The sequence below is a fragment of the Gilliamella sp. B2889 genome, assembly GCF_026536885.1.
GTDB classification, from domain to species: Bacteria; Pseudomonadota; Gammaproteobacteria; order Enterobacterales; family Orbaceae; genus Gilliamella; species Gilliamella apicola_E.
Genome location: NZ_JAFNNF010000001.1, coordinates 300,615 through 325,175, shown reverse-complemented (window position 1 = coordinate 325,175; position 24,561 = coordinate 300,615). Strand labels below are relative to the sequence as shown.

Sequence of the window (24,561 nt, the reverse complement as noted above, 5' to 3'; positions counted from 1 at the left end):
TACCAAAAGGACAATAAATAGTTTTTTTATTATTTATTGTCCTGTCTAATAATAAAATCTAAATAATAATTATTCTTCTAAATCCGTAGACTCTTTTTTGTCAATTTCTTTAGAGAGTGTATCAATTGGTCTATTTTCATCGAGGATTTTAGCAAATACTTTATTTGCTCTAATTAAAAATTGTTTATCCTTTAAAAGGATGCGGTAACTATTTAATCTTTTTAATGGTCCTTTAGCAAATTGCGCAATAATGATTATTAGAACAAAAATCGTCAATACAGAAATAATGACATTAATAATCCATTCTGATTTGAAAATAGTATGGAGATTATATATAACCATAAAAAAGGTAAATAGACTAACAGCAGCAGTTAAAATCACGTCTTTAATTAAAAAAGGTCTAAGAAATGTAATACGTTTTTTTTCAATACCGAAATATTGAGTTAATTGATTTAATTGACTCAATTCAATAACATTATGAATATCTGCATTAACAACAGAAATAGCAATTCTTTCTTTGTTAATATTGCCTGGTTTATAAAAACAAACTTTTTCCCAAATCAGTTTTTTCTTGATATTGTTTAAATAATCTTTTTGATAACTAGGTTGAGGTACTTTTTCTAATATATCTGTATATCTAATAATATTGTCAAAGTACTTATTAGGTGTGTTTCTTTTATAAATAAAGCCAATAATTGATAGAGCGAAGATAATAAATAAATTAAACCAATTATCTTGCAACAATTGAGTAATATCCATCCAATTTAACCAGTGTTGTTAACAATTGGTTAATTGTAACTGATATTATGTAAAACGGGTATTAATTCTACATTTCATCATCCTAGTAGTGGTGTTTTTAATCAATTGCAACTTTATTACAAGTAATCGGTTGACTTCTTGAATGCAAAAGCGTATAAAGTGCTCGCCTTTGAGCTTTTCTTACTTTTTTAACGATAAGAGATGGTTAAAAATGAGGTTTAAGAAAAGTTGAAATACAAAGTGATGAGTTCAATTTACAGGAGAAATATGGACAGTCAATCGGGTCACCCCAAACTATGGGGAGATAAATTCAAACACATCATTATCGGTTAATGAACCTGTCTAAATAGTTATTTTTTCAGTTCACAAGCCGAAATTGATAAAAACGGTAACGGTGAACGATATGCAGTTTTCTACACGCTATCACACAAATTCAAAATACCTTTGTGCTCATAAAGCACTTTTGCGAGTGTTATATCTTACAGATAAGCATTTAGAGCCACCTAGTTGTATCTAACTTTTAACTAATATTATTTTTAATATTTTTATTTCATGTTAAGCCTTAACTGCAATGGTTAGTTATTGCTTTACGTTTAAATTTTAGTCGATAAGAACTTAATAACTCCTAGTTTAACGTTAACTAAGAGTGGGTTCCTTTTGCCTGAAAAATAGATAGGTACAAACTATGATTAAAAAAACATCTCAAGTAAAGACAGATAATACTTTAAATATAAAAGCACTTGAAGAAGCTCAAAATAGCTTAGATAGTATTTTGTCTAAATTTCAATCAAGTCTTTCGGGGTTAACTCAAGAAAATGTAAAATCTCGATTGGAACAGTATGGTAAAAATGAAGTGGCTCGAGAAAAAGTGCCATCAGCTTTTGTCCAGTTACTTTTAGCTTTTAAGAACCCATTTATATTTGTACTATTAATATTAGCACTGGTAAGTTTTTTTACTGATTACTGGTTGCCATTACAAAACGGTGAAGAGACAGATCTAACTGGAATTATTATCATTTTAACCATGGTAACACTTAGTGGATTATTACGTTTTTGGCAGGAGTTTCGTTCAAATAAAGCTGCTGAAGCATTAAAGTCAATGATCCGAACTACAGCCACAGTTCTACGTCGTCGTAATAAAAATATGCCAACTGAGCATATTGAAGTTCCTTTAAGCGATATCGTTCCTGGAGATATTGTGTTTTTATCAGCTGGGGACATGATTCCTGCCGATATTCGTTTAATCGAATCGCGAGATTTATTTGTGAGTCAAGCGGTGTTAACCGGTGAATCAATTCCAGTTGAAAAATATGACACCTTAGGCGCGGTATCGCAAAAAACGACAGAAGAGATAGATTCTTCAAAAATTGATAAGGACAATGTACTTGATGTAAACAATATTTGTTTTATGGGCACCAATGTAGTGAGTGGAACAGCTAAAGCTATTGTTGTTGCAACAGGTGCTGATACACATTTTGGTTCATTAGCAAAATCAATAGTGGGTTCAAGAGCCGAAACCTCATTTGATCGCGGTGTAAATAGCGTAAGTTGGTTATTAATTCGCTTTATGTTAGTGATGGTTCCGATTGTATTACTAATAAATGGATTTACCAAAGGCGATTGGGGGGAAGCAACATTATTTGCATTAGCTGTTGCTGTTGGTTTGACGCCTGAAATGTTACCGATGATTGTTAGTGCAAATCTAGCTAAAGGTGCTGTTGGCATGGCAAAACGAAAAGTTGTGGTAAAACGTTTGAATGCTATTCAAAACTTTGGCGCGATGGACATTTTATGTACTGATAAAACAGGTACTTTAACACAAGATAAAATCATTTTAGAACATCACTTAGACATTAATGGGCAGATTGATCCATCTGTTTTACAACTGGCCTGGCTCAATAGTTACTATCAAAGTGGAATGAAAAACTTGATGGATAAAGCGATCATCCGTTTTGCTGAAGAAAAAACCAGTGTTAAAAAAGTAGGTGTTGGTCTTTATAAAAAAATTGATGAATTACCGTTTGATTTTGTTCGCCGTCGTTTATCGGTTGTTGTACAAGGCAATGATGAAAATCACTTAATGATCTGTAAAGGCGCAGTTGAAGAAATGCTATCTATTTCAGATTTTGTTTATGAAAACGGTGAATACTTACCGTTAGACGAAAATCGTAAACAAGCATTGATTGAACTTGCACACAATTATAATAAAGATGGATTTAGAGTGTTAGCAGTAGGTGTAAAAGATATTTCAGCATCACAAACTAAAGCTCAATATAGTGTCCAAGATGAAAAATCATTAGCTATTCGTGGTTTTTTGACTTTCTTAGATCCACCTAAAGAGAGTGCTTATGAAGCTATTTCTGCATTGAATGAACATGGTGTTGGCGTTAAAGTTCTAACTGGTGACAATGAAATCATCACGATTAAAGTATGCCGAGAAGTTGGCTTAGAACCGGGTATACCTTTACTTGGTAACGACATTGAAAAAATGAGTGACGCTGAGTTAAAAGAGCAAATTGAGCAATGCACTATTTTTGCTAAGTTGACTCCATTACAAAAATCTCGAATCATTAGATTGTTACAAAGTAATGGTCATACTGTTGGATTTTTAGGTGATGGTATTAATGATGCGCCAGCGTTGAGAGATGCAGATGTTGGTATTTCAGTGGACACCGCTACTGATATCGCTAAAGAATCAGCTGATATCATTTTGCTTGAAAAAAGCTTACTTGTATTAGAAGAAGGTGTAATTTGCGGACGCGAAACTTTCGGTAATATTATGAAATACCTAAATATGACCGCAAGTTCTAACTTTGGTAACATCTTCTCTGTATTAGTGGCTAGTGCATTTCTACCATTTTTACCAATGCTTGCGATTCATTTGCTTATCCAAAACTTATTATATGATATCTCACAATTATCATTACCTTGGGATAAGATGGATGAAGAGTTTTTACAAAAACCTCGTAAATGGGATGCACAAAATATTGGACGTTTTATGATCTGGATTGGACCAACATCCTCTATTTTTGACATAACAACATATGCATTGATGTGGTTTGTTTTTGGTGCTAATAGTGTTGCAGCTGAATCATTGTTTCACTCAGGTTGGTTTATCGAAGGATTGTTATCACAAACTTTAGTTGTACATATGCTAAGGACTCAGAAAATACCATTTATACAAAGTACCGCGGCATTCCCAGTAATAGTAATGACTATGCTAATTATGGCGGTGGGTATTTATATTCCTTTTTCACCAATAGGTAGCCTAATTGGTCTTCAACCATTACCATGGTCCTATTTTCCATGGTTAGTTGCAACATTATTAAGTTACTGTGTGGTTGCTCAAATAATGAAAAGGATTTACATAAAACGCTTTGGACAATGGTTCTAAAATAACAAAATTGATGTAAGTGACGATGTTGCTTACATCATTAACTAAAGAAGTATAAGTATTGAACTAGTGTGTTATAGTAGTGATGAGTACACATTTGATAAATATAATTGATAATAATATTTGTATAAATAATCGAGCTTTTTAGAAATGTTTTTAAGGGGCCTATAAATAACAATAAGAGGAGTAAAAAATGAAAACCCCACACAAAAATTTAATTACACTAATCAAACATCGCAAACTGAAAAAAGAAAAAGAGAAAGTTAATAAATAACTTTCTATAAATGATTTGCAAAAAATTGCTATAAAATTAAACCCCGCAGCTTGGGGTTTTATAACACAATAAAGCTTTATAAGCTTATATTTGATGAGTTATTTAGAAGCTTTTTTCAAAATTTCGTAAAGTTCATCTTTTAATTTTAGCTTCAGTTTTTTTAGACTTTCAATCGTTTCCGAAGTATCAATTGCAATACCAGACTCGATATTTTTAATTTTTTGATCGAGCTCATTGTGCTCATCAAATAATTTTTGGAAATGTAAATCTGAGTTTTTTAGTTTAGAGATTAAATCACGGTATTCTGGAAACATACAGCCTCCTTATAAGATTAATTAAAATAATAGCAGTTAACAATAATTCAGCTTACAATATTCTCAATTGTTTTAATAGCAATTTTTGAATGGGAGATGTCTATGAATGAAAAGATCGTTATTGCAAAAAGTGAAGGTAATGATTTATACATCCTTGCATCGTTGGCTAATCGCCATGGTTTAATTACTGGTGCAACAGGTACAGGTAAAACCGTAACCCTACAAAAGATGGCGGAAAAATTCTCGCAGATTGGTGTCCCCGTGTTTCTTGCTGATGTAAAAGGTGATTTGACCGGTTTAGGGGAAAATGGCCTATTATCTGAAAAATTAAAAGCACGGCTAGAAAGTATTGGTGTAAAAGATTGGCTTCCTAATTCTTCTCCTTTAGAAATATGGGATGTATTTGGTGAAAATGGTATTCCCGTTCGCAGTACAGTTTCCGATATAGGTCCTATATTATTAGGTCGATTATTAAATCTCAATGACATTCAATCTGGCGTTCTACAATTAGTTTTTAAAATTGCCGATGATAATGGATTATTATTACTAGACTTTAAGGATTTAAGAACATTCATCCAATTTATTGGTGATAACGCTAAAAAATTTACTACCCAATATGGCAATATAAGTTTATCAACTATTGGTGCTATTCAACGTGGATTGCTTACTTTAGAACAGCAAGGTGCTGAATTCTTTCTAGGTGAGCCGATGTTTGATATACATGATTTAATGCAAACTAATGTTGATGGTCGTGGTGTTATTAATATTTTATCTGCCAGTAAATTATATAATTCACCAAAATTATATTCAGTATTTTTACTTTGGTTATTATCAGAACTATTCGAGCATTTACCAGAAGTAGGTGACCTTGATAAACCAAAACTTGTATTTTTCTTTGACGAAGCACATTTACTTTTTAATGATATTTCTCCCGCATTATTAGAAAAAATCGAACAAGTTGTTCGCCTTATTCGCTCTAAAGGAGTGGGGATTTATTTTGCTACGCAAAGCCCAACCGATATTCCAGAAACTATCCTTGGTCAATTGGGTAATCGAGTGCAGCACGCATTACGAGCATTTACACCTAAAGATCAAAAAGCAGTCAAAGTTGCAGCCCAAACCATGCGAGCTAACCCAAATTTTAACACTGAAAAAGCTATTATGGAGCTTGGGGTAGGAGAGGCTTTAATTTCATTTCTAGATGAAAAGGGGCGCCCTAATATTGTTCAACGAGGAATGATAATAGCGCCAGAATCAAAAATGGGACCTATGGATATAGAAAAACAGTTGACGATTATTCAAAAATCTCGCTTTTATGATAAATATTCAAAAACCATCGATCGCGAATCAGCCTACGAAAAACTTAAACAGGGTTTTAGTATAAATACTGAAAATAGTCAAAATTCAATAGAAACTGATTCCAATCAGAATCCATCTGATAAAGAGGAACATGGTGGTATAATGGACTTTTTAAGTTCACTTATTTTTGGTAGAACCGGCCCAAAAGGTGGACAGCATGACGGTATCGTTCAAAGTGTTGCTAAAAGTGCGACTAGACAGATGGTAAATCAAATTGGAAGACAAATTACTCGAGGAATCTTGGGTGGTTTCAAAAAATAGGTTAGATTAAAACCAATAAACTACAAAAAGGAGTTATAGATGTTAAAATTGTTTATTGAATGGTACAAAAAACGCTTTAGCGATCCTCATGTGGTTTCGTTAATGATTGTTATCATTGTTTTATTTTTTATCATCTATTTTTTCAATAAAATTTTACTGCCTATTTTGATTGCTATTGTTTTATCTTATCTACTAGATAGACCGGTTAAGTATTTACAACAAAAGAGAGTTCCTCACACATTAGCTGTTGTTATTGTACTATTTGTATTTATGTTTGTCGGCTTAACCGGAATTATGATTTTGTTACCATTGATTTGGCAACAAGGTGTTAGTTTAATAACAAATATTCCAAATATGTTGAATTTTGTAAATAAATTCATCACATCATTGCCTGAACATTATCCGGAGCTTATCGATGTTGGTCTATTTGACTCAATACTCCAAGGTATAACTAATAAAGTTATGCAAACAGGTAACTCATTGCTCCAGTTTTCAATTAGCTCACTGTTTAGCTTAGTTTCTGTTGCTATAAATGCGGTATTAGTTCCGATTATTATGTTTTTCTTATTGAAAGATAAATCTAAGATATGGGGATATTGTTCGAAAATATTACCAAAAAATCGAACAATATTAAACAAAGTAGCTACAGAGATGGATCAACAAATATCTAATTACATTGTAGGTAATGTTTTACACATCATTATTTTAACTGCTTGTGTCTATATTCCATTTTGGTATTTTGGTTTAGATTATGGATTATTGTTAGCAGTGTTAGTTGGTGTTTCAGTGCTTATTCCTTACATTGGTATTATTATTTCAAGTATCCCTATTGTCCTAATTGCACTTTTCCAATGGGGGGTTACTGCACAATTTGGATATTTAATGTTCTTTTATATCCTTATTCAGGCTCTTGATGGCAATTTATTGGTTCCTTATCTTTTCTCTGAAAAACTTAACTTGCATCCTTTAGTGATTATTGTAGCTGTTATCATTTTTGGCGGGTTATGGGGATTTTGGGGCGTATTTTTTGCTATACCGTTAGCAACTTTAGTTAAAGCGATTATAAATGCTTGGCCAAATCTTGAAGAGATTAATAATATTAAAAGTGAAAAAAAAGCAGATTAATGAAAATATAATCTGCTTTAATTAGAAGTGTTAACTATGGTTCTTAAGATAATCTAAAACCACAGTGTGATGGTTGGTCGTTTTGAAGTCATCAAAGACTTTCTCGATCTTACCATCTTTACCAATCAAAAAGCTTATACGATGGATACCGTCATAAGTTTTTCCCATAAACTCTTTTTCGCCCCAAACACCAAACGCTTCAGAGGTTTTATGATCCTCATCTGAAAGTAGAGTAAAATTCAACAATTCTTTATCAACAAAACGCGATAGTTTTTCAGGTTTATCCGTACTAATACCAATAACAACTACATTATATTTCTTAAAATCGTCAGCACTGTCTCGTAAATTGCAAGCTTGTACTGTACAACCAGGAGTCATCGCTTTCGGATAGAAATAGAGCAAAATACGCTGACCTTTGAAATCTTTTGAACTAATTAGCTCACCATCCTGATCAGGCAGAGAAAATTGAGGTGCTTTTTCACCTTCTTTTAAAGGATTAACCATAAATTTATTACCTATGTTAATAGTTAAAATTTTAATCGCTATGGGTATAATTTACTATATTTTATCAAATTAACTTATGTTTTTAAAAAAACGACTTGCTGCATCAATCGTATGATCGATTTCTTTATCTGTGTGCATAAGTGACATGAAACCTGCTTCGAAAGCTGAAGGCGCAAAGTAAACCCCTTCGGCGAGCATATGATGATAGAATTTTTTGAATAATTCAACATCACAATTCATTACATCCTTATAACTGCTCACTTCTAAAGCATTTGTAAAGAAAAATCCAAACATTCCTCCTGCATGATTAACCACAAACGGAATATTATATCGTTTTGCTTCTGCATATAGGCCATTAACTAGTGAGGTAGTTTTTTCTTCTAACTCTGAATAAATACCAACATCCATTAACTTGGTCAACGTGGCATAACCCGCTGCCATAGCAACAGGATTCCCTGAAAGTGTTCCTGCTTGATAAATTGGTCCAGTTGGTGCTAATTGTTGCATAATTTCAGCACGCCCGCCAAAAGCACCTACAGGCATACCGCCACCTATAATCTTACCTAAGCAAGTCAAATCAGGAACTAAATCATAATATTCTTGAGCTCCGCCAAGTGCAACTCTAAACCCAGTCATTACCTCATCAATAATTAATAAAGCCCCGTAAGTATCACACAAGCTTCTTAATCCTTGTAAGAACGATTTTTTAGCTGGGACACAATTCATATTGCCTGCCACAGGTTCAATAATAATTGCAGCAATTTCATTAGGATATTGCTCAAATTGTTTTTTTACTGATTCTAAATCGTTATAATCACAAACTAATGTATGTTTAACAAAATCCTCAGGCACACCCGGTGAAGTAGGGTGTCCAAAAGTGAGCGCACCAGAACCGGCTTTAACAAGCAAATAGTCAGCATGTCCATGGTAACAACCTTCAAATTTGATTATTTTGTCACGTCCTGTATAGCCTCGTGCAAGGCGAATTGCACTCATAGTTGCCTCAGTGCCTGAATTCACCATACGTAACATTTCTATTGATGGAATCAATTGTGTAACTAGGTTAGCCATTTTTGTTTCGATTTCGGTTGGCGCACCATAACTCAAACCATTACGAACAGCGTTAATAACTGCATTGGCAACATCAGGGTCATTATGACCTAAAATCATAGGTCCCCAAGATCCGACATAATCAATATAAGCTTTTTCATCAACATCATAAATATAAGCACCATTAGCTTTCTCTATAAATAATGGCGTACCACCAACTCCATTAAAAGCACGTACAGGTGAATTAACACCACCTGGCATAAAAGCCATTGCCTCGCGGTAAAGTATTTCAGATTTAAATGTTTTAAGCATAATTATGGTCTTCTTTATAGTAATTGTTGTCGTATTTATTCATAAAATTAACTTAAATTCAAGCAAGCTATTACAAATTTAACTAATTGATGTTTTCATTTTGTATTTTATTTTTTCAAGAGTATATAATATATCAGTACTTAAAGTAGGAGAATAAAATGAGCGATGCGTTACCCATTAATTTTACTGATGCTGCTGCAAACAAGGTAAAAACTTTAGTAACGGAAGAAGAAAATCCAAATCTTAAATTAAGAGTCTATATCACTGGTGGTGGTTGTAGTGGATTCCAGTATGGTTTCACATTTGATGAAAAAGTAAATGAAGATGATCTGGCGATCGAAAAAAATGGTGTCTCACTTATTATTGACCCTATGAGTTTACAATATCTTGTTGGAGGCACTATAGACTATATTGAAGGATTGCAGGGTTCTCGTTTTGTTGTTGATAACCCAAACGCAACTACAACCTGTGGTTGTGGATCATCTTTCAGCGTCTAATTAGTAACAAAACATTAGCCAAAATTTTTATTTATATTAAATCCAAATTTTAAGGGAATTGATTAAAATTTCCTTAAATGTGACAAACATTGAGCAGTTAGACAATTATTTTAATTTTTTTATTGACGTAAATTTTAAGATAGGTAAAATGCACAGCATCCAAAACGCAGTTACCTTTCGGTAATAAGTTTTGAGCCCGGGTGGTGAAATCGGTAGACACAAGGGATTTAAAATCCCTCGGCCTTTTTGGCCGTGCGAGTTCAAGTCTCGCCCCGGGCACCATTAAAAACACTTTTTTTTGTAAGCGGGAATAGCTCAGTTGGTAGAGCGCAACCTTGCCAAGGTTGAGGTCGCGAGTTCGAACCTCGTTTCCCGCTCCAATTTTTTTCAATCATTATCCTCAATCAAATTTATCATTGAAATTCATTACTCAATTCGTATTACAAATAAACTATCTAGATTTTTTTCATAGCTAGAAATATTCAATTTTTTATAATCTTTTAAAAAATGCTCCTTCATTTTTCAATTCTGAGATGATTATTTAAAAAATTTATCTAAATTAACAATAATTAATTAATAAAACTATTTCAAAGATTATTTTTCCTTTTATTCAGATACTTTTACCGCTAATATTGAGCCAGTTAGTTTTATAAGATTTTTAAATTTGTATTGGAGTATTAACTAATGAGTAATCACAGCTCATATTCGATAGCTGGCTCTATCTATGCTAATTACATTATTCAAAGTATTGCTTTAATAGTAATTATGCAATTTTCTGTCGAAATTTCTGCACAATTAAAAACTGATGATGTTATAGGTATTGGTTACGTTGCATCAGGAATAGGATATGGAAAAATATTATTAATGTTTATTGGAGGAATACTATCTGATAAATTTGGACGCAAACCATTTATCCTTATGGGCATGTCTTGTTATATTATTTTTTTCGTTGGGACTCTCTTTTGTCACAATATACATGTTGCATTTTGTTTGGCTATGTTTATTGGTGCTGGAAACTCATTTTTAGATACCGGCTCCATGCCTGCTTTAACCGAATGCTTTCCTCGTTCGGCAGGTACTGCAAGTGTTTTAATTAAAGCATTTATTTCAATAGGAACGTTAGTCTTACCATTCATTGTTACATTCTTTCATGCTTATGATTTATGGTATGGCTATGCTTTCATCGGTTTTGTTACTTTTATCATTATTAATTTTTTACTTTTAGCGCCAAGAACATTTCCTTCCAAAAATACAGTTATTTGTGGCAATGAAGGCCATAGTGACTATTTCATTGGTAAACCGAATATTTTCTTTGAAGGTATTTTATTAATAATTATGGGCTTCACCACCACTGCAACCTTTGTCATCATTTTACAATGGCTACCTGCGATTGCAGAGAAAGGTATAGGAATGGAACCAATCGCTTCCAAACAATTGATCAGTTATTATAGTACTGCATCAATAATTTCTGTGTTTACAACAGCCTATATTGTTAAAAAATTCATAAAACCAATTTATTGCATTATTATATTGCCGTTACTTTCTGCATTAACTTTATTAATGTTTTTATTTAATCTTAATCCTACAATGAGTTTAATTGTGGCAATAGGAATGGGATTAACAGCAGCAGGAGGTATATTACAACTCACCTTAGTTGTTATGCAGCAGCTATTTCCTGATCGTAAAGGGTTTGCAGTTGGAACAATGTATACTTTCAGTGGTTTATCATTTATTGTCATTCCCCTAATAGTCCCTAAGTTAGCATTAATCAATGTTAGCTATGCTATCTTAGTCGATCTAGTTGTTGCATTATCAAGTGTCATATTAGGATTAATTGTTTATTCACGTTTCAAAAAAGTTATTGATATGAATAAAATTTAATTACTTTCAGCAATACTAAAAAAGCACCTTATCACGATAAGGTGCTTTACGATGATAAGTAATTTAAAGTAAAAAAAATGGTAAATTAGTAAGCCTAGAATTTTTAGAAAGTTATCTTAAACATCAAAATAATACTGGAAAGTATTTATCGCTGATTTTCGTGTTTTTTATGGCTTAGTGTTGGTGTTTTTAGTATTAATCCTAGGTTTGAAAAAACATCTAAGAATTATCAAATGCGATTATATAATTTGAGAAAAGCTTAATAACAGTTAGGAGTTACTTTATTAAGCAAGAATTATCAATTATCACCGAGCGAGGTGGTATTGAGGTAATAACATTACTAAAATCTTTACATGAAATGCCAATTTCAATTTAGCGTAGTGATGATGAATTTTTATTGAGTCATTCTCCAATTGAACGAGCAAAAATGTATCAATAAGATACGAAAAGATTACTTAAAAAACTCGCTGAATTTTAATCATTAATAATTGGAGAGAAGCATGAGAGCTAATATTGATGGACACTTTTTATTAATTGGATTAATGGCATATCCAATTCGGCACAGCTTATCACCAAAAATGCAAAATATAATTTACTCTAAATTAGATATTCCCTATGTCTATTTAGCTTTTGAAGTGACGCAAGAACAATTACCTGATGCTATAAAAGGCTTACGTGCATTAGGTTTACGCGGTAGTGCTGTTTCAATGCCGAATAAACAACTCGTGTGCCAATATTTAGATAAATTAACACCAGCAGTAGAGCTTATTGGAGCCTGTAATACCATTTCAAATGATGATGGAGTATTAACCGGATATAATACTGATGGAATAGGATATATGCGCTCATTAAAAGAGGCGGGTGTTGATGTTATAGGTAAAAAGTTGACTTTACTTGGTGGAGGCGGTGCTGCAAGTGCTATTGCCGTACAAGCCGCATTAGATGGCGTTAAAAAGATTTCAATTTTTAATCAAAAAGATGAATGCTTTGACAAAATTGTAGAAATAGTTAACCGAATAAATGCTAAAACTGACTGTGAAGCAGTAGTTTATGATTTAGCTGATCACTCAAAATTACGTCAGGAAATTGCTGAAAGTGAAGTATTATGCAATGCTACTGGTATTGGTATGAAGCCGTCAGAAGGAAAAAGCTTAATTACCGATCCAACTATGCTAAGAAAAGATCTCGTCGTAACCGATTGTATTTACAGTCCACGTAAAACAAAATTATTAGAAATAGCCGAATCGCAAGGTTGTAAAACGTTAAACGGTATCGGTATGATGTTATGGCAAGGTCATGCACAAATTAAAATTTGGACAGGAAAAGAAGCTCCAATTGATTATGTTAAAGAAAAAATGGGCTTTAATGACTAAAAATTTTAGTTAACTTATTAAAATTATTTATAACTACAGACTATTCTCTCAGTAAATTAAGAGAGTAGAAAAGATAAATTGGTGGATAGATGTCAAAAATTACAGTTAAAGGTTTAGATATTGGTGTTGGAGCGCCTAAAATTATTGTTCCAATTGTAGGAAAAACAGAAGAAGAATTAGTTAATGAAGCTGAATTTTTGACAAAAATTGACTTTGATATGGTTGAATGGAGAGTAGACCATTTTCAAAAAGTTGATGATGTTGAAAAAGTAAAACAAACAGCAAATAAATTACAAACAATCATTGGCTACAAACCCATTTTATTTACATTCCGTACCGCTAATGAAGGCGGAGTTTATCCTGCTACGATTGAATTTTATATCAACCTTAATAAACAGATGATAAAAAGTGGTTTAATTGATCTTGTCGATATCGAAGTTTTCACTGGTGACAAATATGTTGAAGAAATTGTCCAGTTAGCTCATCAGCATAACGTTTTAGTGATAGCCTCCAATCATGACTTTGATAAGACTCCGCCAAAAGATGAAATTGTAGCAAGATTACGCAAAATGCAGAATCTTGGTGTAGATATTCCTAAAATTGCCGTAATGCCACGTTCGCGTGAAGATGTAATTAACTTACTTGCTGCAACAGCTGAAATGAAAGACAAATATGCACGTAAACCACTAATTACTATGGCAATGGCTGGAACAGGTGCGATTAGCCGAATTGCAGGTGAAACTTTTGGGTCAGACCTCACTTTTGGTGCAGCAAAAAATGTATCTGCACCAGGGCAGCTAGATGTAAAAGATCTAAGAAACATCTTAAATATATTACATAAAAGTTTGGCTTAAAAATTCTAGCGTTCTAATAAACAACTTAAGTAAAAAAAGAGATAAACGAAAGATAGTCAATATATAAACTCTTTGGTTCAAATTATTAATATTAAATGACTAATATGAAGACTATATTAAAATCTATATCAATAGTATTTAGGTGAATTAATAGCATAAACCTGTTTAACCATTTTTATTGTATTATTCGAATTTAAACAACTTAGTTTGTTGATCCAAATAGGTCAGTAAATCTGGTATGCGATATTTGCCGGCCATTGATTGAATATGATTTGCTGCCTCTTTAAGTAACATTCCTAATGATGTTATATAGATTGGATTATTACTTTTACCACGCATTACTTCAATGGCATATTGTTTATTATCTGTAAAAGATTTTTTTGCAACGCCGATAATAGGTATCTTTTTATCCAGTGCTTCATAAAGATGACCACCTAAACCAAGATTACCACCATTCAAATGAACATAACCATCGACTATAATCACATCAATCGAATTGAGATCAACCTGAGACAATAATGCTAATATACAAGGTAATTCACGTTTATAAAATTGGCCTGATTGATAAGGCAGAACATTCGATTGATAATCATTGATAACAGATTTTATCTCATTGATACCATCAGTAAATTGCTCAAATAAAATGCCAACAGTTTTTGCTTTATCATTTAAATAGTAAACATCTATTGCAAGTATCATTTTTTTAAAATCCTTTTTGGAGTAGAATAACAATGTTCTCGTATTAAACTTTCTAATCTCTATTAAAAAACAAGTAGTCATTGATTTCAAATAAATAAAAATTTAGTTAATTCGTAATACATCTTTTATTTATCCGATTAGACCAGATAGCTAAGCAATGGTCGTTTAGATTGGATCTACACTTGGAGGCAGGAATGTATTTACTTGAAATGGCACCAAAATTTTTAATTGCACTTATCATTTTACTTATTTATGTCAAATTATCAGGAAAAAGCCAAATCGCACCGATGTCACAGCTGGATCAGGTTGGTAGCATGGTTATTGGTGCATTGGTAGGTGGAACATTACTTAATGCTAATGTTTCTGCGTGGGAAGCCGCTGGAGCTGTGGCGATTTGGGCAGGTCTTCTTATCTTAGTACGATTTATCAAATCTAAAAATTCAAAACTCCGAGATGCTATTGATGGTGAACCTATACAATTAATCAAAAATGGCAATCTAATCTCTGAAAATTTCAAAAAAGCGAATTTACCTGTTAGAGATTTTGAAACGCTAATCAATATTCAAGGAATTTGCGCATTTAGTGAATTAAAACAAGTGTGGTACGAATTAAATGGATCTTTAACCATTATCAAGAAAGGAGATAAAGATATAGCAGTACTGGTGATTGAAAATGGCGCTATTAGTCAAGACAACCTTGAACAACTCCACAAAAGTGAAACATGGCTTAAGAATGAAATCAAAAAACAAGGTTATAAAGATATTGATGAAGTTTTTTGTGCAGAATGGTTTGATGGTAAATTATTAGTTTACCCTTATGATGAAGTCCGTAATTCAAAAAGTAAAGAATAATTGAGGAAAGAAAAATATAAAAGGGGAAGGAGTTTTACTCAATCCCCTTATTAAGAGCTTGTTATCTTAGTTGGCTATCTTTACTACCACGTCGATTATATAATATTGCAGATTTTGCCAATTGCTTATCTATTTCTTGTTGGCAAGCTAAACAGTATTGCACACCTGGTAAAGCAATTTGTCTGGCTTTTGCAATAGCATCGCCACATTCAACACAAAACTCGGCACTGGGTTTATCGTGTTTTAGTTGGCGTCTGGCGATTTCGATAGCATCTGTGATTGTACTTTCGATCTGTTGGTTAACGGCATCGTCAGATGCCCAGCCACTAGCCATAATTACACCTCCTAAAAATTTATATTAGATGAATAATATGGTGCTTATTTGACCAGTTTCAAGTAATATGAACACATCATTTAAAAAGCAAAGTAAGTGTTGTATTTTTTATAAAGATCGTTTCTGTTAATGTAAGTTAATTGGAGGTTTTTATGCAACAATATGAACAAGCAACATTTGCAGGTGGATGTTTCTGGTGTATGGTAAAACCTTTCGACAAATATGAAGGCGTTATTAATGTGATCTCAGGTTACACTGGTGGTCATACGGAAAATCCAACTTATCAACAAGTTTGCCAAGGCAACACAGGCCATACAGAAGCGGTGCAAATTACCTTTGATCCAACGATGATCAGCTATAAAAAATTACTTGATATTTTTTGGCAGCAAATTGACCCGACAGATTCGCAAGGACAATTTGCCGATCGTGGCGATTCTTATCGTCCAGTAATATTTTATCATAACAAATTACAACAACAGCAAGCGATCGCATCTAAACAAGCGCTTGAAGAAAGCAAACGATTTAATCATCCGATTGATGTCGCTATAGAACCGGCAACAATATTTTATCCCGCCGAAGAGTATCATCAAGATTACTATAAAAAACAGCCAGAACATTATAACCGTTATTATCAATTATCTGGACGAGCTAATTTTATTGCAGATAACTGGCAAGATAAGTCAACAACCAAAAGTGAGTAAATATGCAAAAGTACCCGCAATATAGCAGTAAACAAAAATGGATTCATTGGACATCGGCTTTACTTGTCATAATGGTAACAATGCTCCTTTTAATTAAAGTGACAATGTCACATATATTGGGTGGAATGGCAATAGTCTATTTATTACATAAATCCTTTGGAGTGCTTGTTTTGCTATTAACAATATGGCGAATTATGGTGATCCGCAGTCAAGGTGTGCCTGATGTCTTACCGAAAGACAAAAAACTGCAACGAATTTTGTCAAAATCCACTCAAGGAGTGATCTACCTTTTACTGCTAATTACGCCATTATCGGGGTATTTAATGAGTGGAAGGGACATTAATATATTTGGTTTAATATCGATCCCTGCTATTGATATGCCATATCACCAAATGTTTCATTCATTACATTTGATTAGTTCTTATGTACTAGCTATTTTAGTTATATTTCATGTATTAGGTGCGTTGTACCACTATTTTTGGGTTAAAGATAAAGTATTGCAATCAATGTTAAGTAGCAATGATTAACACAAATTTAAACGTTTATTTATATCACATTTATAACGTGAGGCAGATACAACATGAACAAATCAATGAAAGATAAAGCTATATCAGCACTAACATCAATGCAATATCATGTTACGCAGCAAAATGGTACAGAACCTCCATTTGATAATCAATATAACGCTAACCACCGCGATGGGATCTACGTTGATATCGTCTCTGGTGAACCACTGTTTACCTCACTAGATAAGTTTGATTCAGGCTGTGGTTGGCCAAGTTTCTCTAAACCGATTAAACAGCAACAAATTGTTGAAAAGGAAGATAACAGCCATGGAATGCGTAGGATAGAAGTCCGCTCATTAGAAGCTGATTCACATCTTGGTCATGTATTTAATGATGGGCCCGCAGCTTTAGGAGGATTGCGCTACTGTATCAACTCTGCAGCGCTAAAGTTCATACCAAAAGAAGAATTAGAAGCTCAAGGCTATGGTGACTACTTAAAATTGTTTAAATAAATTAATCTTACGCATCCTTTATTTAAATAAAGGGTGCGAACTAAACCAATCAACCTTAGCCTGAAGCCTACAAAATCATTGTTTAACTTAATTGGTATACGTAAAGGAAATTTTGAAGAATATTGCGGATGAAATTGGCATATAACTTATCAAGTTTATATGCCAATATCGTAGTAGATCAAAGCTATAATTTAATTTTTTCTTTTAAATAAAATATAACTGATTAACAAAAACACAAAGCTAGTTAGCATAGAGCCAACGATAGGGTAAATGCCCATCACAATACTGGCTTGAGCAAAAAGATTATCGGCGATATAAAAGATAAAGCCAAAAGTAATACCTATAATCACCCTAATACCCATAGATACACTTCGTAATGGTCCAAAAATGAAAGATAAGGCCAACAACAACATCACTGCAACTGAAACGGGTTTAATCAGCTTTTTCCAAAATAACAAATCATAATATTTTGTATCTTGGCCCGAATTTTTCAAATATTGCGAATATTGATAGAGTCCTGATGCTGACAATGAATCAGGGTCAAAAGCTACAATACTCAACTTATCAGGTGTGATATTAGTTTTCCACTGCATAGTAAGTGAGTTTGTGCCAGTTATTTGTTGTGGATTGGTTAAATCATTCATCTCGATTTGTGACAACGTCCAACTTCCATTTTCAAACACTCCGCTATCAGCATGAGTAATCGATAGTAATTTATTTTTATCAACTTTATAAATATCAATATTTGAGATAGAACTATCATTATTGACATGGTCGATATAGATATAATCATTACCATCTTTCGCCCATAAACTGCCTTGTTGAGCTAATAAAGAATTACCATAAAGCTTTTCTGAGCGCATATTACGAGCTGTTTGTTCACTGATAGGTGCAACCCATTCACCAATTGCCATTGTTATAAGCACTAAAGGGAGAGCAGTTTTCATCACAGCTAATGCAATTTTAAAACGGCTAAAGCCTGAAGTTTCCATCACAATAAGCTCGCTTCTTGAAGCTAAAATCCCTAAACCGATTAAGCCGCCTAAAAGTGCTGCCATAGGGAAAAATATTTCTATATCTTTAGGTACCATTAGCAAAGAATAAAAACCAACTGACAAGGCATCATAATCAACTTTGATTTTTCTAAGTTGGTCAATAAAACGAATAATTCCTGACAAACTAATTAATAAAAATAAGCAAATGCCAATGGTATTTAAAATAGTTTTACCAATATAGCGATCTAAAATCGAAAACATCGTTCTCCCCTTAAGACGCAATAAATTTTAAACGAAGTTTACGCATAAATAAGTTATCCCAACAATTTAAAATCAAAGCCAGAACAAAATACCCTAGATTAATCAGATAAAACCACAAAGCGGGATCTAAGCGACCTTTACCAGCATTAGCTTTAACCGAACTAGAAAGTAAAAAATAGACTAAATAAAGCAGTAACGCTGGTAAAATTTGTGCAAGCCTTCCTTGTCTTGGATTTGACACACTCAATGGAATCACTAAAAAAGCCATCAAAGGAACCGAAATTATCAACGTCAATCGCCAATAAAATTCAGCATTAGCCTTCGGTGTTGGATTTTCATGAAGCTCAAGCAATCCTAATTGCTGAACATCCACTTTATCATCATCAACATTGCTTTCTAGCTCCTTAGGTTTAATAATACCTAAATAGTTATGAAAATTCGAAATTCTAAAATCTTTTAATTGTGCCGTGCCTTCATAACGATTTGCATTTTCAAGTGTGATGATTTGATTACCATCTTTATCTTCTTCAGTTTTCCCTTTATTAGCAATAATAATAGAAGGGCGTTGAGCATTTTTCGGATTAATTTGGGCTATAAATACGTTATCTAGCTTATTATGATCAACATTACCAATATAAATTACCGAGTTGCCATCAGGTGTTTGTTGAAATTGGCCAGCTAATAAACCTGCTAAACTTGGATTAATCTTGGCATTTTCGACTAGCTGATCTTGTCTCACACTAGACCAAGGCCCAAACCAAAGGCTATTGAGTGCTGTGAATATACAGGTGATCACACACAGAAATAGCACAACCTGATAGTTAAGTCTTCTCTTAATCCCACATGCATGCATTGCGACCATCTCGCTGTCCGAATAAAGCCGACCAAAGGTAACAAGCACACCTAAAAACAGACTTAGTGGCAAAATAAGATCAGCCATATTCGACACACCTAACACTAAAAGTGGCATAATCAAATCACGTGGAATACTGCCATCAATAGCGCTGGATAAAATTCTGATTAATTTTTGAGAAAAGAAAATTAGCAATAAAATAAACAGTATTGCACCTTGTGTTTTCATCGTCTCTTTAATTAAATATCGGCGAATTATCACTTTTTTACCTATCTATCCGTTTTATCAAATCGCACTATTATAATCTGATTTGCGTTGTTTCGTTATCTTTTTGTTGCTATCGTTTAATGAACCGATAAAATGTTACTATTCACCATAAAAATCTTACAAGAGAACGCTATGAAATACTCAATCAAAAACAGCTCATTAATCACATTACAAAAAGAAGAATGTTTAGTGGTAACTGTCCAATTAGGCAAGAAACAAACTAGTTTAATCAAGGATATAGATGAATTAACCAAGGGTATGATTAGTCAGCTGATCAAGTCAGGTGACATTAACTGCGAATTAGGTAAAACCACCTTTTTATACGCTAGCCCGAATTCTCCGAAAATATTAGTTGTAGGGTGTGGCCAAGCAAAAAATTTTGATATTAACGCTGCAAAAAAAATGATACAAGCAGCTACAAAAGAGTTAATAACTAAACAAGTTAAAAATATAAGTTGGGACATTCTGACTCTAAATCCTGCAATAAGTGGTGAAATTGCTAAACAACTACCACAAATTACTAGCGAATTAACCTATAGTTTTGACCAATTCAAATCAACAAAATCAGAAAAACCAAGCTTACAAAAAGTAACGCTACTTTATAGCGATAAAAAAACAATCAAGCATGTAGAAAGTCAATTATCGCAAGGACAAATTATTGCAAATGCTATTGTCAGTACCAAAAACATTGCCAACATGCCATCTAACATCGGCAATGCTAAATACTTAGCAGAGCAGGGCAAAAGTTTAGGTAAACAGCATTCAAGCTTGAAAGTGACATGCTTAGGTGAAAAAGAGCTTGCTAAACTCAACATGAACGCTTATTTAGCGGTTGGACGAGGCTCAGCTAACGAATCAATTATGACGGTCATAGAATATCATGGTGCCAAAGACAAAAAAGCCAAACCATATGTATTAGTTGGTAAAGGATTAACCTTCGATTCAGGTGGCATATCCATCAAACCCTCAGCCGGTATGGATGAAATGAAATATGATATGTGTGGTGCTGCCACTGTGTTTGGTGTAATGCAAGCTGTGGCTGAATTAAAACTACCTATCAACGTAGTTGGCGTGATGGCTGGTTGTGAAAACATGCCAGATGGTAATTCATACCGTCCTGGTGATATCTTAACCACCATGTCGGGCACCACCGTTGAAATCATTAATACCGATGCAGAAGGTCGTTTAGTATTATGCGATGCTTTAACTTATGTTGAACGTTTCCAACCCAAGACTGTGATTGACATTGCTACACTTACTGGTGCTTGTATCATTGCACTCGGTCATCATTATACTGGCGTGATGGGTAATAACGCAGAGCTTACTGAACAATTGGTAAATTCCTCAAATCAAGCAGGAGACAAAGCGTGGTCATTACCGATTGATAGTGATTTCCAAGAACAAATCAAATCAACCTGCGCTGACATTGTCAATGCTGGTGGTCGAGATGGAGGAACGATTACAGCCGCTTGTTTCCTATCTCGCTTTACTGAAAAATACCAATGGGCACATCTTGATATTGCAGGAACAGCTTGGAAATCGGGTGCAAACAAAGGTGCTACAGGCAGACCAGTCGCGATGTTAATTCAATACTTACTTAACCAAAAATGAGTAAATACATGAAAAAAGTGATATTTTATCTACTTGAAAACCCAACCCCAGCCAATGATGCCGGGGTTTTATTCAAAGAAAAGCTTGCGTGTGAAAAAATTGTTGAAGCATGGCAAAATCGGCAACGAGTGTTAGTGGCCTGTCAAGATCAAGCTCAAGCCGAACGTATTGATGAATATTTATGGCAACTCGATACTGAAAATTTTGTTCCCCATAATCTAGCTGGAGAAGGTCTGAAAAGCGGATCACCCGTCGAAATCTGTTGGCCACAAAAGCGCAGTAGCAATGGTTCACGTCACTTACTTATCAATCTACAAGAGCAATACCCTGAATTTGCTGGTGTATACCGCGATATTATTGACTTTGTCCCCATTGAAGAACAACAAAAATCGCTAGCCCGTGAAAGGTATAAAACCTATAAAGAAGCTGGATTTAACCTAAAAACCATCCCTGTTTTATGTTCTTAAATTTATAAAAATAAGGTTTTTATCAATAAATTTATTATTACAAGGAATGGCTATATCTGATGTGGCAAGGTAGTTCTAGCATCAGTAATACTGTATAAAGAAAGCATAAGGAGCTGGAAAATCTGCTCAATAAAATTTCAAAATCCTATCAGCATTACAAATTATAAAAAGACTTTAGTCGAAGGTTGGTAAAGCTTTATTGTATGCAAATTACACCTATGAATAATATTGTCGCTATGTGTAACCTATTAAATTAATGAAGAATTTATTAAATTGTTTGTTATAATAGACAATAGTCAATTCTATACAGAAAGTAAAATGTTTAAAAATTTATTAGCGCTCTCAATATCATTATTGACTCTAGTTGGTTGTCAAGAACGACAAAAAGTTACTGCTGAAATGCTAGAAGGAACTTGGGATTGTAAAGTCGACGATAGTCGCGGTACAAGCTATCATTATTACGACTCAAAATTGAAAGGAATACAATCTTATACACTCAATAATACAGGTTATGTAGCGCTTATTAAGAAACATGAAGAAGGATTCGCAGTACAAACAAAATATTATGCGTTTATTGCGCCTATTTCTCCTGATGATAACTACGCAAAACTCAATGGTGCAATTGAATGTGAATCGATAGATCAAATCAATAATATTATAACTGAAATTGAGTATAAGTTTATTTCAAAAGATGAATTAAAAGAGAGTTCATTTACAAAATACGAACATTGTGATCCAAGAAGAACCTTTATGGAATTTAATATTGAAGCTACTTGTAAACGTGTACCTTGAATTTAACTTCCTTTTGCGTTTTTTGTTGTAGGAAGATGCATCGTATTTTGAATTAAAAGGATTTTTAGAATAGTTTACTGATAGTAAAATAATAATATATTAAATAATTAGAAGATTAAGATTGATTCGAATTAAGGATTATTTGCTCTTCACAGGGACGTACAAGTAGTGAAAACAAAAGTAATAGTAGTTTTAGTTTATTTTATGACTACAATACAAAATGCGTATGGTAGGTTTATGATGCATAATACTCCTGCTTTACACGGTCATTCAAGGCATACAAAGGTTGATATGGATACAACATATGCCATCATAATTATGTTTTTAACGTTTGTATCAGCTTGTATGTTACTTAGTATTTACTATACTTATTCTGAATTAAAACATCAAAAAGATAAAAAAGTAGAAGAAGAGAAAAAAAAACGTTATGAAGCAATCTATAGAGGTTCTTATAGAATTCAACATTTTTATCGATTTGTCGATGATGCAGTTATACCGCCAACTTATAAACTCACTAAATTTCCATTTCTAAATGAGTATTCCGATTATACAAAACAAATTACAATTTTAAATTATAATTTTTTAAAAGTTGATTTCAGCGCTTTAATTCAAATTTATGCAGCGCTTAATAATTTTGATATAGATACCAAGTGTGGTGGACAATATGACTATGTGCCTAGTTTTCTTTGGATTGGTGCTACTCATATAAACTCATATACATGCGAATGGAATAAAGAGAAATTCATTTTCATACCTAAAGAAGATAAATATTATTTAAAAACTATTGGCAAAATAGAATCAATATCAAACGAAAAAGATTATGTTTGTCGATCGAGATTGGAAAAATGGTATGAAAATACAAAACAATTTCAAAATATACAATCAACCTACTATATTGAAAAATAATTATTTTTCCAATTTTACCTGAGAATAATTACCCAAAATTTAAAGATGCAATTGAATGTGAATCGAAGGTTCAACTTAATAACATTATAACTGAAATGGCGCATAAATTTATTTTAGAAGGCAAATTGAAGTAAGATTGTTTATTAATAATAAAGGGGGATAAGATTCAAAAAATGTTTGTGGAGTTTAATATTGAAACGACTTATAAACGCATACCTTAAAACCCTTTATTTCAGAGATTTCTTTGTAAAAGAATCAGTGTATTTTTCATTAAAATGACTTTTAAGATAGTTAACTGTTAGTATAATTATATTATTGTATAATAATAAGATAATTAAGATTACTTAAAATAAGATCACTTCGTTATTACAAGGATGTACAAATAATGAAAACAAAAATAATAGTAGCTTTAGTTTTTTTTATTACTCTGATACAAAATGCGTATGGGATTGGATATCACAGAACTTATATCCCACGAGTTCATATGTATTATTCTCCTAGTCATCATTCAAGGGGGAGCGACGGAGATGATGCCTCTATAATTATCATTTTACTATTCGCCATTGCTGTTGGTATTATTTTATATCATATTTACAAAAACTATGAAGAATCAAAGAAAAATAAAAAATTGGAAGAAGATAAACGTAAAAAACAACTTAATTCAGAAAGCAGGAAAGATAAAAAAGATTAAGAAAAAAGAAGATACAAATTCATCAAATAGATGTGCAAATAATTTTTGGAAAAAAAGAATAAACTAATAAATTATATGTTATCTTTTTATTTATAAGATTGCATTATGATAATTCAGGGATGGCGATATATAACTTTTTAAGATTATTATTAATCTTT

The 24,561-nt window shown here is 32.9% G+C and carries 24 protein-coding genes and 2 tRNA genes; 18 read left to right on the top strand and 8 right to left on the bottom strand.

Annotation, left to right across the window (positions count from 1 at the left end; all coding sequences use genetic code 11):
* Positions 1 to 69: 69 nt before the first annotated feature.
* On the bottom strand, positions 70 to 759 hold the full coding sequence (locus J3U09_RS01530; RefSeq protein ID WP_267356834.1) for a hypothetical protein: 690 nt from the start codon (positions 757 to 759) through the stop codon (positions 70 to 72).
* A gap of 685 nt (positions 760 to 1,444) precedes the next feature.
* Between J3U09_RS01530 and mgtA the strand changes: the two genes are divergently transcribed.
* Positions 1,445 to 4,153, top strand: coding sequence for a magnesium-translocating P-type ATPase (gene mgtA, locus J3U09_RS01525; protein WP_267356832.1), 2,709 nt, complete (start codon positions 1,445 to 1,447; stop codon positions 4,151 to 4,153).
* Positions 4,154 to 4,525: 372 nt separating this feature from the next.
* Here mgtA and J3U09_RS01520 read toward each other — a convergent pair whose 3' ends face one another.
* Entirely contained in the window at positions 4,526 to 4,741 is a 216-nt protein-coding gene (locus tag J3U09_RS01520; RefSeq protein WP_065562488.1) for a YdcH family protein, read from the bottom strand.
* Positions 4,742 to 4,843: 102 nt separating this feature from the next.
* Between J3U09_RS01520 and J3U09_RS01515 the strand changes: the two genes are divergently transcribed.
* Both J3U09_RS01515 and J3U09_RS01510 read left to right on the top strand, forming a co-directional pair.
* A complete protein-coding gene (locus tag J3U09_RS01515; protein ID WP_267336914.1) occupies positions 4,844 to 6,361 on the top strand; it encodes a helicase HerA-like C-terminal domain-containing protein in 1,518 nt (505 codons plus the stop codon).
* A 39-nt stretch (positions 6,362 to 6,400) separates the two neighbouring features.
* The gene (locus J3U09_RS01510) at positions 6,401 to 7,486 is read left to right on the top strand and encodes an AI-2E family transporter (RefSeq protein WP_065562490.1); all 1,086 of its coding nucleotides are present in this window, start codon (positions 6,401 to 6,403) and stop codon (positions 7,484 to 7,486) included.
* Positions 7,487 to 7,516: 30 nt separating this feature from the next.
* Here the strand turns inward: J3U09_RS01510 and bcp are convergent, their stop codons facing one another.
* Positions 7,517 to 7,990: a thioredoxin-dependent thiol peroxidase gene (gene bcp, locus J3U09_RS01505; RefSeq protein WP_065562491.1), complete on the bottom strand. Its 474-nt coding sequence runs from the start codon at positions 7,988 to 7,990 to the stop codon at positions 7,517 to 7,519.
* A gap of 69 nt (positions 7,991 to 8,059) precedes the next feature.
* Complete coding sequence (gene hemL, locus J3U09_RS01500) at positions 8,060 to 9,352, bottom strand: glutamate-1-semialdehyde 2,1-aminomutase (RefSeq protein ID WP_267356830.1); 1,293 nt, start codon at positions 9,350 to 9,352, stop codon at positions 8,060 to 8,062.
* Positions 9,353 to 9,510: 158 nt separating this feature from the next.
* Here hemL and erpA point away from each other — a divergent pair, with 158 nt between their 5' ends.
* The 6 genes from erpA (at position 9,511) to aroD (ending at position 13,957) form a co-directional block, all read left to right on the top strand.
* Positions 9,511 to 9,849: an iron-sulfur cluster insertion protein ErpA gene (gene erpA, locus J3U09_RS01495; protein WP_065734199.1), complete on the top strand. Its 339-nt coding sequence runs from the start codon at positions 9,511 to 9,513 to the stop codon at positions 9,847 to 9,849.
* Positions 9,850 to 10,043: 194 nt separating this feature from the next.
* Positions 10,044 to 10,131: transfer RNA gene (locus J3U09_RS01490), tRNA-Leu, on the top strand.
* A 22-nt stretch (positions 10,132 to 10,153) separates the two neighbouring features.
* A tRNA-Gly gene (locus J3U09_RS01485) sits at positions 10,154 to 10,229 on the top strand.
* Positions 10,230 to 10,533: 304 nt separating this feature from the next.
* Positions 10,534 to 11,730 (top strand): MFS transporter, encoded by a 1,197-nt coding sequence (locus J3U09_RS01480; RefSeq protein WP_065734198.1) that lies wholly within the window; start codon positions 10,534 to 10,536, stop codon positions 11,728 to 11,730.
* A gap of 500 nt (positions 11,731 to 12,230) precedes the next feature.
* A complete protein-coding gene (locus J3U09_RS01475) occupies positions 12,231 to 13,103 on the top strand; it encodes a shikimate dehydrogenase (RefSeq protein WP_267356828.1) in 873 nt (290 codons plus the stop codon).
* A gap of 89 nt (positions 13,104 to 13,192) precedes the next feature.
* A complete protein-coding gene (aroD, locus tag J3U09_RS01470) occupies positions 13,193 to 13,957 on the top strand; it encodes a type I 3-dehydroquinate dehydratase (RefSeq protein WP_267356826.1) in 765 nt (254 codons plus the stop codon).
* Positions 13,958 to 14,140: 183 nt separating this feature from the next.
* Here the strand turns inward: aroD and J3U09_RS01465 are convergent, their stop codons facing one another.
* Positions 14,141 to 14,656: an endonuclease V gene (locus tag J3U09_RS01465; RefSeq protein WP_220226144.1), complete on the bottom strand. Its 516-nt coding sequence runs from the start codon at positions 14,654 to 14,656 to the stop codon at positions 14,141 to 14,143.
* A 194-nt stretch (positions 14,657 to 14,850) separates the two neighbouring features.
* On the opposite strand from J3U09_RS01465, the gene J3U09_RS01460 reads away from it, so the two are divergent.
* Positions 14,851 to 15,507, top strand: coding sequence for a DUF421 domain-containing protein (locus J3U09_RS01460; RefSeq protein ID WP_267356824.1), 657 nt, complete (start codon positions 14,851 to 14,853; stop codon positions 15,505 to 15,507).
* Positions 15,508 to 15,568: 61 nt separating this feature from the next.
* Here J3U09_RS01460 and J3U09_RS01455 read toward each other — a convergent pair whose 3' ends face one another.
* Positions 15,569 to 15,841 carry a DksA/TraR family C4-type zinc finger protein gene (locus J3U09_RS01455; protein ID WP_220226142.1) on the bottom strand — a complete coding sequence of 91 codons (273 nt, stop codon included), beginning with the start codon at positions 15,839 to 15,841 and terminating at the stop codon, positions 15,569 to 15,571.
* A 152-nt stretch (positions 15,842 to 15,993) separates the two neighbouring features.
* On the opposite strand from J3U09_RS01455, the gene msrA reads away from it, so the two are divergent.
* From msrA to msrB, 3 genes are read left to right on the top strand one after another with little or no spacing between them, the layout of a single operon-like run.
* Positions 15,994 to 16,542: a peptide-methionine (S)-S-oxide reductase MsrA gene (msrA, locus tag J3U09_RS01450; protein ID WP_220226141.1), complete on the top strand. Its 549-nt coding sequence runs from the start codon at positions 15,994 to 15,996 to the stop codon at positions 16,540 to 16,542.
* Positions 16,543 to 16,544: 2 nt separating this feature from the next.
* A complete protein-coding gene (locus tag J3U09_RS01445; protein WP_267356823.1) occupies positions 16,545 to 17,069 on the top strand; it encodes a cytochrome b in 525 nt (174 codons plus the stop codon).
* Positions 17,070 to 17,122: 53 nt separating this feature from the next.
* A complete protein-coding gene (msrB, locus tag J3U09_RS01440; protein WP_267356811.1) occupies positions 17,123 to 17,560 on the top strand; it encodes a peptide-methionine (R)-S-oxide reductase MsrB in 438 nt (145 codons plus the stop codon).
* A 191-nt stretch (positions 17,561 to 17,751) separates the two neighbouring features.
* Here msrB and lptG read toward each other — a convergent pair whose 3' ends face one another.
* Positions 17,752 to 18,816, bottom strand: a complete 1,065-nt coding sequence (lptG, locus tag J3U09_RS01435; protein WP_065734191.1) for an LPS export ABC transporter permease LptG — start codon at positions 18,814 to 18,816, stop codon at positions 17,752 to 17,754.
* A 10-nt stretch (positions 18,817 to 18,826) separates the two neighbouring features.
* Complete coding sequence (gene lptF, locus J3U09_RS01430; RefSeq protein ID WP_065734190.1) at positions 18,827 to 19,930, bottom strand: LPS export ABC transporter permease LptF; 1,104 nt, start codon at positions 19,928 to 19,930, stop codon at positions 18,827 to 18,829.
* A 138-nt stretch (positions 19,931 to 20,068) separates the two neighbouring features.
* Between lptF and J3U09_RS01425 the strand changes: the two genes are divergently transcribed.
* From J3U09_RS01425 to J3U09_RS01405, 5 genes are all read left to right on the top strand, one after another.
* Positions 20,069 to 21,547, top strand: coding sequence for a leucyl aminopeptidase (locus J3U09_RS01425; protein WP_267356809.1), 1,479 nt, complete (start codon positions 20,069 to 20,071; stop codon positions 21,545 to 21,547).
* An 8-nt stretch (positions 21,548 to 21,555) separates the two neighbouring features.
* Complete coding sequence (locus J3U09_RS01420) at positions 21,556 to 22,014, top strand: DNA polymerase III subunit chi (RefSeq protein ID WP_065562503.1); 459 nt, start codon at positions 21,556 to 21,558, stop codon at positions 22,012 to 22,014.
* A 273-nt stretch (positions 22,015 to 22,287) separates the two neighbouring features.
* Positions 22,288 to 22,806, top strand: a complete 519-nt coding sequence (locus J3U09_RS01415; protein ID WP_267356807.1) for a hypothetical protein — start codon at positions 22,288 to 22,290, stop codon at positions 22,804 to 22,806.
* A gap of 168 nt (positions 22,807 to 22,974) precedes the next feature.
* Positions 22,975 to 23,712 (top strand): hypothetical protein, encoded by a 738-nt coding sequence (locus J3U09_RS01410; RefSeq protein WP_267356805.1) that lies wholly within the window; start codon positions 22,975 to 22,977, stop codon positions 23,710 to 23,712.
* Positions 23,713 to 24,097: 385 nt separating this feature from the next.
* A complete protein-coding gene (locus J3U09_RS01405) occupies positions 24,098 to 24,403 on the top strand; it encodes a hypothetical protein (RefSeq protein ID WP_267356803.1) in 306 nt (101 codons plus the stop codon).
* The last annotated feature ends 158 nt before the right edge of the window (positions 24,404 to 24,561 follow it).